At 62.0% G+C, this 11,165-nt stretch carries 8 protein-coding genes; 7 read left to right on the forward strand and 1 reads right to left on the reverse strand.

Features of this window, described 5'->3' with window-relative positions; all coding sequences use genetic code 11:
• Window positions 1–6 precede the first annotated feature (6 nt).
• From uca to urtE, 7 genes are all read left to right on the forward strand, one after another.
• Window positions 7–3,615 (forward strand): urea carboxylase, encoded by a 3,609-nt coding sequence (gene uca / locus CKO35_RS13080; protein WP_200176588.1) that lies wholly within the window; start codon window positions 7–9, stop codon window positions 3,613–3,615.
• Window positions 3,612–4,334, forward strand: coding sequence for a GntR family transcriptional regulator (locus CKO35_RS13085; RefSeq protein ID WP_200176589.1), 723 nt, complete (start codon window positions 3,612–3,614; stop codon window positions 4,332–4,334). The genes uca and CKO35_RS13085 overlap by 4 nt, the downstream gene beginning before the upstream one ends.
• A gap of 47 nt (window positions 4,335–4,381) precedes the next feature.
• On the forward strand, window positions 4,382–5,683 hold the full coding sequence (gene urtA / locus CKO35_RS13090) for an urea ABC transporter substrate-binding protein (protein WP_200176590.1): 1,302 nt from the start codon (window positions 4,382–4,384) through the stop codon (window positions 5,681–5,683).
• Window positions 5,684–5,759: 76 nt separating this feature from the next.
• The gene (gene urtB, locus CKO35_RS13095) at window positions 5,760–7,553 is read left to right on the forward strand and encodes an urea ABC transporter permease subunit UrtB (RefSeq protein WP_242467191.1); all 1,794 of its coding nucleotides are present in this window, start codon (window positions 5,760–5,762) and stop codon (window positions 7,551–7,553) included.
• A 3-nt stretch (window positions 7,554–7,556) separates the two neighbouring features.
• Window positions 7,557–8,669: an urea ABC transporter permease subunit UrtC gene (gene urtC / locus CKO35_RS13100; RefSeq protein WP_200176591.1), complete on the forward strand. Its 1,113-nt coding sequence runs from the start codon at window positions 7,557–7,559 to the stop codon at window positions 8,667–8,669.
• Window positions 8,666–9,508, forward strand: a complete 843-nt coding sequence (gene urtD, locus CKO35_RS13105; protein WP_200176592.1) for an urea ABC transporter ATP-binding protein UrtD — start codon at window positions 8,666–8,668, stop codon at window positions 9,506–9,508. The genes urtC and urtD overlap by 4 nt, the downstream gene beginning before the upstream one ends.
• Complete coding sequence (gene urtE, locus CKO35_RS13110) at window positions 9,505–10,200, forward strand: urea ABC transporter ATP-binding subunit UrtE (protein ID WP_200176593.1); 696 nt, start codon at window positions 9,505–9,507, stop codon at window positions 10,198–10,200. Before urtD ends, urtE begins: the two co-directional genes overlap by 4 nt.
• Window positions 10,201–10,324: 124 nt before the next feature.
• Here urtE and CKO35_RS13115 read toward each other — a convergent pair whose 3' ends face one another.
• Window positions 10,325–10,906, reverse strand: a complete 582-nt coding sequence (locus CKO35_RS13115) for a YceI family protein (RefSeq protein ID WP_200176594.1) — start codon at window positions 10,904–10,906, stop codon at window positions 10,325–10,327.
• Window positions 10,907–11,165: the final 259 nt, after the last annotated feature.

The raw sequence follows: 11,165 nt of genomic DNA on the forward strand, positions 1-11,165 counted from the left end.
ACTTCCATGTTCAACAAGGTCCTGATTGCCAACCGCGGCGAGATCGCCGTGCGCATTCTTCGCACCCTGCGGCGTCTGGGGATTGCCAGTGTCGCCATCTATTCGGAGCCGGATCGTCATGCCCGGCATGTGCTGCTGGCGGACGAGGCCATCCCCCTGGGGGGGCAGACGGCGGCGGAAAGCTATCTGCAGGCCGACCGGATCCTTGATATCGCCCGACGCACCGGCGCCGACGCAGTCATCCCCGGTTATGGTTTTCTCAGCGAGAACGCGGCCTTTGCGGCCGCCTGTGAAGCGGCGGGCATCGCCTTCGTGGGGCCAACCCCTGAACAGATCCATCAGTTCGGTCTCAAGCATACCGCCCGGGCCCTGGCGGTGGCCGCCGGTGTTCCCATGACACCGGGAACCGGGCTGTTGTCGGATATGGAAGAGGCCTGCGTCGAGGCAGAGCGGATCGGTTATCCGGTGATGCTCAAGACCACGGCGGGCGGCGGCGGCATCGGCCTGAGTCATTGCGAGAACGAGACCCGACTGCGGGAGGCCTTTGCCTCGGTGCAGCGCCTGGGCGAGAGCTTTTTCAGTGACGGCGGCGTGTTCCTGGAACGATTCGTGGCCGAATCCAGACATGTGGAAGTACAGATCTTCGGTGATGGCCGGGGCACGGTGATGGCCTTGGGGGAGCGGGACTGTTCCCTGCAGCGCCGCAATCAGAAGGTGATCGAGGAAACTCCCGCGCCGAATTTGCCGGAGGATACCCGCCGGCGGTTGCTGGAAGCGGCTCGGGACCTGGGGGAGTCGGTGAATTATCGCAGCGCCGGCACCGTGGAATTCCTCTATGAACCGGCCCGGGATGCCTTCTATTTCCTGGAGGTGAACAGTCGTCTGCAGGTGGAGCATCCGGTGACCGAAATGGTCACCGGGATCGATCTTGTGGAATGGATGCTGATGACCGCCGCCGGACACCCTCCGGACCTGACGCAGACCGTGCAGCCCCAGGGGGCCGCCATGGAAGTGCGCATCTATGCGGAAGACCCCGCCCGGGATTTCCTCCCCTGCCCCGGTACCCTGAGCGAGGTGCATTTCCCGTCCGACACCCGGGTGGACACCTATGTGGAATCCGGGTCCGAGATCTCCAGTCACTATGACCCCTTGATCGCCAAGCTGATCGTGCGTGGCCGTGACCGGGAGGAGGCCCGTGGCCGGATGGCCGCCGCCCTGGCGGAAACACGGCTGGGTGGCATCGCCTGTAATCTGGATTACCTGCGCCAAGTGGTGGATTCGGACATGTTCACCCAGGCCAGGCTCACCACCCGGGCATTGAACGGGTTTGGATTTGATGCCCGCTGCGTGGAAGTGCTTTCACCGGGCACCTACAGCACGATTCAGGATAATCCCGGCCGCATGGGCTACTGGCACATCGGTGTGCCCCCTTCCGGACCCATGGACGATTATGCCTTCGATCTGGCCAACCGCCTGGTGGGTAATCCTGCCGATGCCGCCGCCCTGGAATGTACCCTGGTGGGTGCCCGGTTGCGCTTTCATGCCGATACGGTCATCGCCCTCACGGGCGCTCCCTGCCAGGCCACCCTGGACGGATCCCCCCTTCCCCGTTGGCAGAGCGTGGCGGTGCGGGCCGGCCAGCGTCTGGACATGGGGCGTACCCTGAACGGCTGTCGCACCTACCTGGCGGTGGCCGGCGGCTTCGATGTGCCGGTGTACCTGGGTAGCCGGGCCACCTTCGCCCTGGGCCAATTCGGTGGACATGGGGGGCGGACTCTGGCCGCCGGCGACATGCTGCCCCTGGGACGACAGGCCCATGCGGAAGTGGATCGAATGATCCCGGAGGCCCTGATCCCCGACTATACGGATCATTGGTCCATCGGGGTTCTCTACGGCCCCCATGGCGCCCCGGACTTTTTCACGCCCGAATCGGTGGAGATGTTTTTTGCCACCGACTGGGAAGTCCATTACAACTCCAACCGATTGGGCATCCGACTGATCGGGCCCAAGCCCCAGTGGACCCGCTCGGACGGCGGCGAAGCCGGCCTGCATCCTTCCAATATCCACGATACCGAATATGCCATCGGCGCCATCAATTTCACCGGCGACATGCCGGTGATCCTGGGCAAGGACGGCCCCAGCCTGGGCGGTTTCGTCTGCCCCGCCACCATTGTCAAGGCGGAGTTGTGGAAAATGGGGCAGCTCAAGCCCGGCGACAAGGTCCGTTTCATCCCCCTGGATGCCGCCACGGCCCAGCGCCTGGACCAGGTCCGCTTGCGACTGCTGGACACCCTGGCCCCGCAACCGGAACTGGACCTGAATACCCCGCCCCACTGCCCCCTGGGAAGCCCTATTCTGGCCCGCCGCCCCGAGGCGCCGGGACTTCCCGGGGTGGTCTATCGACAGGCCGGCGACAGCTATGTGCTGCTGGAATATGGCCCCAATGTCCTGGATCTGCGAGTGCGCTTCCGCATCCATGCCCTGATGGAGGCATTGCATACCCAGGCAGTGCCCGGCATCGACGAACTGTCTCCCGGGGTCAGGTCCCTGCAGGTCCGCTATGACAGCCGGGTGATCGATCCTGACCGGCTGGTGCGGGTGCTGCAGGACACCGAGGATGCTCTGCCCCCCATCAGTTCCATGCAGGTTCCCACCCGGATCGTGCATCTGCCCCTGGCCTTCGAGGACAGTGCCACCCTGGATGCGGTGGACCGGTACCGTCAGTCGGTGCGCGATACCGCCCCCTGGCTGCCCCGCAATGCCGAGTTCATCCGCCGCATCAACGGGCTGGATTCCGTGGACCAGGTACGGGACGCCATCTATGACGCGTCCTACCTGGTGCTGGGGCTGGGCGATGTCTACCTGGGAGCACCCTGTGCCGTGCCGGTGGACCCACGCCATCGTCTGCGTACCTCCAAGTACAACCCGGCCCGCACCTTTACCGCGGAAGGCACGGTGGGCATCGGCGGTGTGTACATGTGCATCTACGGCATGGACTCCCCCGGCGGCTACCAGCTGGTGGGGCGCACCCTGCCCATCTGGAACACCCACCTGAAGAATCGCCAGTTCACCGAAGGCAAGCCTTGGCTGCTGAGGTTTTTTGACCAGGTCCGTTTTTATCCGGTGAGCGAGGCGGAACTGACACGCCTGCGGGAAGACTTCCGCTACGGTCGCCATCAGATCGATATCCAGGAAACCCTGTTCGATCTAGGTGAGTACGAGCAGTTCCTGGCGGAAAACCGGGACAGCATCGAGGCCTTCCGCAGCCGTCAGGACGAGGCCTTTGCCCATGAGGTGGCCCTGTGGTCTGCGGAGGACATCATTACCGAGCCTGAGGTCCCGGCCAGTACGGGGCGTCAGGAGCTTCAACTGGCCGAGAGTCATGAACTGGTGGTGGCGGAGATCACCGGCAGCCTGTGGCGGCATCTGGTGGAGCCCGGTCAGCGGGTGGAGCCGGATCAGCCCATCCTGATCCTGGAGGCGATGAAGATGGAATTTACCGTCCATGCCCCGGTGGCCGGTGTCATTGCCAGTCTGCATTGCGAGATCGGAGGACCGGTGAGTACCGGGGATCCTCTGGTGGTGATCGACACGAATCTGGAAGTGCGGTCATGAACGGCGTGTCAGCGGCGGGAGGCGCCGCGGCAAACCGGGCGGACGACATTTACGCCCGCCTCAAGGCTGAGTTGTTCGATTTCATCCTGCCGCCGGGCGAGCGCTTCAGTGAGAAGGAGGTCGCCGCCCGCATGGGTGCCAGTCGCACACCGGTCCGCGAAGCCCTGTTCCGTCTTCAGCGGGAAGGGTATGTGGCCGTGCTGCCCCGAGCCGGATGGCAGGTGTGTCCCCTGGATTTTGATGTGTTCGATGAACTCTACCAAGTGCGCATTCTGCTGGAGGAAGGTGCCCTGGCCCGACTGGGCACCAAGCCGGAACATCCCGTTCTGAATACCCTCATGGCCACCTGGTGTTGCCCCAGGGAGTCCCGGGAGCGTGAATTCTCCGTGGTGGCCGCTCTGGACGAGGCGTTTCATGCGGGGCTGGTGGCGGCCACGGGGATCGGCGAACTGTGTCGCATCCATCAGGACCTCACGGAGCGACTGCGCATCGTGCGGCGTCTGGATTTCACCCAGCCCTCCCGGGTGGAGGCCACCTACCAGGAGCATGCCGCCATTCTTGAGAGCCTGACGGCGGGCCATGTCCAGGAAGCCCAGCGTCTGTTGAGGTGCCATATCGAGACCAGCCAGCAGGAGGTGCACAAGATCACCCTGAGTGCCCTGCAAACGGCCCGGCAGGCACGCCGTGGCCCGATTTCAAAAGATGGAACCATGGCCTGACCCGGCCGCCTTGCAACACTGAACTGATCCTCTCCAAGGAGTCCATGATGAAAAAGAGAACGTTCCTCAAAGGCATGACCGCGCTGGGTGCCGCCCTGGCGCTATCCGGCACCGGCCTGTCTGCATTGGCGGCGGAAAACCCCATCCGCGTGGGTGTGCTGCATTCCCTCTCCGGTACCATGGCCATTTCCGAAACCACCCTCAAGGACACAGTGGAGATGCTGGTCAGGCAGCAAAACGCCAAGGGTGGCCTGCTGGGGCGTCCTCTGGAAGCCGTGGTGGTGGATCCAGCCTCCAACTGGCCCCTGTTCGCGGAGCGGACCCGGCAACTCCTGGAACAGGACAAGGTGGATGTGATCTTCGGTTGCTGGACCTCCGTGTCCCGCAAGGCAGTCCTGCCGGTGGTGGAAGAACTCAACGGTATCCTGTTCTACCCGGTCCAGTACGAGGGTGAGGAGTCGTCCCGCAACATCTTCTATACCGGCGCCGCTCCCAATCAGCAGGCCATTCCGGCGGTGGAGTTTTTGATGAATGAATACGGCATCGAGCGCTGGGTGCTGGCGGGGACCGATTACGTCTACCCCCGGACCACCAACCGCATTCTTGAAGCCTTTCTGAAGGAAAAGGGTGTGGCGGAAAGCGACATCATGATCAACTACACCCCCTTCGGGCATTCCGACTGGCAGAGTATCGTGGCGGAGATCAAGCGCTTCGGTTCCGCCGGTAAGGCGACGGCCGTGATCTCCACCATCAACGGGGATGCCAACGTGCCCTTCTATCGGGAACTGGCCAACCAGGGGGTTTCCGCCACCGAGATTCCGGTGATTGCCTTCTCCGTGGGGGAGGAAGAGCTCTCCGGCATGGACACCGGGCCACTGGTGGGTCACATGGCGGCCTGGAACTACTTCATGAGCGTGGAAACGCCGGAAAACGAGGCCTTCATCCAGTCCTGGCATGACTACATCGGGAATACCCGCAGGGTGACCAACGATCCCATGGAAGCCCACTACATCGGTTTCAACATGTGGGTCAAGGCAGTGGAGCAGGCGGGAACCACCAACGTGGACACGGTGATCGATACCCTGGTGGGGATTGAGGTCCCCAATCTGACCGGCGGTACCGCCACCATGCTGCCCAACCACCACATCACCAAGCCGGTGCTGATCGGCGAGATTCAGGCCGATGGCCAGTTCCTGGTGGTGAGCGAAACCGAGATGGTGCCCGGCGAGGCCTGGTCCCGCTATCTGGAAGGCAGCCGTGACCTGATTGCCGACTGGACCGATCCGGTTCGCTGCGGAAACTTCAATGTGAAGACCCAGACCTGCCTGGGCAGTCAGGCGCAGCAGTAAGGCCACACCCTGCCCCGCCGGAATCTCCGGCGGGGTTCCTCCGGAACCCCGGACGTTCCCTTGAGCCGTTCCATCCATGCCCGAAAGCCATGGGCGGGTGGCTGCGTGTCCGGGGCCGGAACTCCCTCTCTCCATGGGTCTGAGTGTCATGATGAAACGACTACTGGAATCGCTATCAGCCTGGGTGATGCTCGGGGCGTTCATCGTCCCGGGGGTACTCTGGGCAGAATCCTCCGTTGAGGAGGAGCCGTCGGACATGGCATTGCCGTTGGTGGACATCCAGGACATGTCCGCGGAAATCGAGCCGCCTGCGCCGGACCCGGAGGCCGTGTTTGCCGAACAGGTGGATCGTCTGGCCACCGGCAATCTCAGGGAACGCCGGGAGATGGCGGAGGCACTGGTCGAAGGGGGACACCCCAGGGCCGGGATGATCCTCAATGCCCTGCTGGAGGGTCGCCTGCTGACCACCTGGTCCACGCCTGAAACACCAGCCCTGATCATCCTGCAGCGGGGGGAGGATGCCCCGGGGCGGGTGGAACAGGCAGTGACCGGCGAAGTCCTCGCCGACGGTGTCCCGTCCGGTGCCCGGGCGGTGCCCATCAACAATCCCATGCGCAACCTGCTGCGGGATCTCGCCGCCATGGCGGACATGAACCATGCCTTGCCCCAGCGACGGATACTGGCCAGCGAGCGCCTGATGCGCGGATCACTGGGACCGGAGCAGATGGCGCTGATCGAATCCCGCCTGCTGGTGGAAGAGCATCCCCGGGTCATCGATGCCCTGGAGATCACCCAGGCAGTGGGATTGCTGCGCCACGAGGACGCGCAGGTACGCCTGGAGTCCCTGGAACGTCTGCGAGGCTCCCTGCTGGCGGTGGTCCGATCCACGGTCGGCGCCGTGGCCGAGCAGGACCCGGACCCCATCGTGCGTCAGCACGCGGTGGAAACCCTGGAAGCCATTCAGACCCGGATCGCCTTTTACCGTTTTACGGAAAACCTGTTTTTCGGCCTGAGCCTGGGCTCGGTGCTGTTGCTGGCCGCCCTGGGGCTGGCCATCACCTTCGGTGTCATGGGGGTGATCAACATGGCCCATGGCGAGCTGATCATGATCGGCGCCTATACCACCTGGTTCCTGCAGACCCTGATGCCGGGCAACCTGACCACTGCCCTGCTGCTGGCCATTCCCGCCGCCTTCCTCATTTCCGGTCTGGTGGGCGTGGCCATGGAACGGGGCATCATCCAGTTCCTCTACGGCCGTCCCCTTGAGACCCTGCTGGCCACTTTCGGACTGAGCCTGATCCTGCAACAGGCGGTAAGAAGCCTGTTTTCTCCGCTGAACCAGGCCGTGGCCTCGCCGGAGTGGATCAGCGGTTCCCTGGCGGTGAATCCGGTGTTGTCACTCACCTGGAATCGCATCTACATCCTCATTTTCGCCCTGCTGGTGTTCCTGGCCCTGCTGCTCATTCTCAAGCGCACCACCCTGGGGCTGAAGGTGCGGGCGGTGTCCCAGAACCGGGCCATGGCCCGCTCCCTGGGGGTCCGGGCCAGCTGGGTGGACGCCATGACCTTCGGCCTGGGGGCCGGGATTGCCGGCGTGGCCGGAGTGGCCCTGGCCCAGCTCACCAACGTGGGTCCCAACATGGGGCAGTCCTACATTGTGGATTCCTTCATGGTGGTGGTCTTCGGTGGCGTGGGCAACATCTGGGGCACCTTCGTGGGCGCGCTGGGGCTCGGGGTCATGACCAAGTTCATGGAGCCTTTTGCCGGTGCGGTGCTGGCCAAGATCTTCGTGCTCATCTTCATCATCCTGTTCATCCAGTACCGGCCTCGGGGTCTGTTCCCCCAAAAAGGCCGCAGCGCGGAGGCCTGACCCATGCTCACCCGACTTCTTCTGAGTGACCGCGGCGGTCTTATCATCCTGGCCTTGCTGACGGCCCTGATCATCTATGTGCCCATCGGCAACCTGCTGCTGCCTGCGGACTCGCCCCTGCACGTGTCCACCTTCACCGTGACCCTGTTGGGCAAGTTCCTGTGCTTTGCCCTGCTGGCCCTGGCCATCGATCTGATCTGGGGGTATGCGGGCATCCTGTCCCTGGGGCACGGGGCCTTCTTCGGGCTGGGGGGCTACGTCATGGGCATGTACCTGACCCGCCAGATCGGCGACCGTGGCGTATACGGGCATCCGGAACTGCCGGACTTCATGGTCTTCATGAACTACGACAGCCTGCCCTGGTACTGGCAGGGGTTCGATCAGTTCTGGTTTGCCCTGCTGATGGTGATGCTGGTTCCCGGCCTGCTGGCTCTGGTTTTCGGCTGGATGGCGTTTCGTTCCCGGGTTTCCGGGGTGTACTTCGCCATCATCACCCAGGCACTGGTCTTCGCCTTGATGCTGGCCTTCTTTCGCAACGAGATGGGCTTTGGCGGCAATAACGGACTGACGGATTTCAAGGACATCCTTGGCTTTGACATCACCGCCCGTCAGACCCGGGTCACCCTGTTCGTCATCAGCGGAGTCTGCCTGATCGGGGCCTACCTGATGTGCCGGTTCATCATCACCTCCCGTTTCGGCCGTGTACTGGTGGCGATCCGGGATGCTGAGAGCCGTACCCGGTTTGCCGGCTATCAGGTGGAGTCCTACAAGCTGTGGCTGTTCGTCTTTTCCGCCATGCTGGCGGGCATCGCCGGCGCCCTGTATGTGCCCCAGGTGGGCATCATCAATCCCGGCGAGTTCTCCCCCATCGCTTCCATCGAGGCGGTACTGTGGGTGGCCGTCGGGGGGAGGGGCTCCCTGTTTGGTGCCATCATCGGCGCCTTTTCGGTCAACGGTGCCAAGACCTGGTTCACCACGGTGTATCCGGAGGTCTGGCTGTTCGCGTTGGGTACCCTTTTTGTTCTGGTCACCTTGTTTCTGCCCCGGGGGATTGCCGGCATTTTCCGCACCCTGGGGCAATGGACATCACGCAAGCCCAAGGGGGATGAACAATGAGCCTGCTCAAGGATACGCGGGCGCTGATGCGCCGGGATCAGGTCTTCGATTTCATGCTGCCACCGCCGGATTTCGAGCAGCCGGTGGATCTGTCCCACGGACCCATTCTCTACCTGGAAGATGTTTCGGTCAGTTTTGACGGTTTTCGTGCCCTCAACCGCCTGAACCTGGCGGTGGATGCCGGTGAACTGCGCTGCATCATCGGGCCCAACGGGGCCGGCAAGACCACCATGATGGATGCGATCACCGGCAAGACCCGGGCCGACGAGGGACAGATCTATTTCGGTCAGCGCATCGATCTGCAAAAACTGTCCGAGTACCAGATTGCCCGGGGCGGCATCGGGCGAAAATTCCAGAAACCCACGGTCTTTGAAGCCCTTGGCGTATTCGAAAACCTGGAACTGTCGCTGGCCTCGGACAAATCCACCTGGGCCAGCCTGGGATTTCGGTTACGTCCGGATCAAAGGGACCGGATGGATGAGGTACTTCAACTCATCGGTCTGGGCACACAGCGGGATCGACAGGCCGGGACGCTTTCCCATGGCCAGAAACAGTGGCTGGAAATCGGCATGCTGCTGATGCAAAACCCCATGGTGCTGCTGGTGGATGAGCCGGTGGCAGGCATGACCGCCGAGGAAACGGAGCGCACGGCCGAGTTGCTGACATCCCTGGCGGGGCGACATACCGTAATCGTGGTGGAACACGACATGGCCTTTGTCCGTTCCATCGCCCGACGGGTAACGGTTCTGCACCAGGGATCAGTGCTGGCGGAAGGCAGCATGGACCGGGTATCCAGCGACCCCAGGGTCATCGAGGTCTATCTGGGAGAAGAAACATGATTCGTATCCAGGGCCTGAATCAGTATTACGGCCAGAGCCACATCCTGTGGGATTTGTCCCTGTCCACCACCCCGGGGCGGGTCGCCTGCATCATGGGGCGCAACGGGGTGGGAAAGACCACCCTGCTCAAATGCATCATGGGTTTGTTGCCGATACGCGAGGGAGAAATACATCTTGGTGACCAGAGGATCGACCACCTGAGTGTCGAGGCCCGGGCCCGCGCCGGGATCGGCTACGTCCCCCAGGGACGGGAGATCTTCCCCTTGCTCACAGTGGAAGAAAACCTTCGGCTTCCGCTCACCTCCCGCAGGGACCGACTGCGCCAGGTGCCGGCTTATATCTATGATCTTTTTCCGGTGCTCAAGGAAATGCGCCACCGCCGCGGCGGGGATCTGTCCGGTGGTCAGCAGCAGCAATTGGCCATCGGTCGAGCCCTGGTTCTGGACCCCAAGTTGCTGATCCTGGATGAACCCGGCGAGGGTATCCAGCCCAACATCGTGCGCCAGATCGGCGAGGTGATCCGCAAGCTGCAGAGCGAGATGGAGATCTCCGTGCTACTGGTGGAACAGAAACTCCCCTTTGCCCGGCGCTTTGCCGACGAGTTCTTCCTGATGGAAAAGGGTTGCGTGCAGGCCCAGGGCGAGATGAAAGACTTGAGTGACGAACTGATCCATCGGTATCTCAATGTCTGACAGTGTCAGACACCTGTTGCCGTGTGACCGGCCACACGGCGCTGATTGTCGAACCGATGTGTTTTGATGGCCACGACCGGGCGATGTCCGGCCGTGGTCCATCGGCTTATGCGCCCTGCCCTGCTTATTCGGGCACCACAGCCTCCATGGAGATGCTGATGGTGATTTCATCCCCCACATAGGGCACAAACTTGTCTGCATTGAAATCGCTACGCTTGACCACGGTATGGGCGTGGGCACCGATGGCCGGTCTTTCCAGCATGGGATGGACCATGGCGGCAAAGTGATTCACCTCCAGGGTTACCGGCTGAGTGATCCCTTTCAGGGTCAGATGGCCTTCGACGGATACCGGACGGCCGTCCTGAAAATTGACCTGGCTGGACTGAAATCTGGCTTCGGGATGGCTGGCGGTATCGAAGAAGTCCTCCCCCTGGATATGTTCGTTGAAAGTGGCATACCCGGTTTCCACTGACGTCATGTCGATGATGATATCCACCTGCCCTGTACTTGCGCTCTTATCCAGAGTCACCGTCCCGCGCGTCTGATTGAATTGGCTGGTCTGGGTGGACAGACCAAAATGGCTATAGGAGAAGCGTGGAAAGGTGTGCGTGGGATCAATTTCATAGGTCACCGGCTCTGCCATGGCAGGCATGGCCATTACGGAGATTAAAACCACTGCGGTGGAAAAGGCGAACAAAGGCTTCATGCGGTAATCCTCCATGGTTTCAAGAAAATGACCATTTCGGTCAGGCATAAACCCTATAGCCATTCGATCAATGGAAAAACCCCTGATTTTCACGCTAGTTTGATGATTATTCCTCAATAATTAATTTATTGTTTTTTTGGGTATACGGATTTAATGGTTGATGGGGCACCTTCACCCCACCAACCTGATACCACCCTCAGATGGTTGATAGATCGACCCCGTAGTTGAGTTCCTCTGCGAAGTCCGGCAGTCCGTAACC

This window comes from Ectothiorhodospira shaposhnikovii, from assembly GCF_016584105.1.
Classification (GTDB): domain Bacteria; phylum Pseudomonadota; class Gammaproteobacteria; order Ectothiorhodospirales; family Ectothiorhodospiraceae; genus Ectothiorhodospira; species Ectothiorhodospira shaposhnikovii.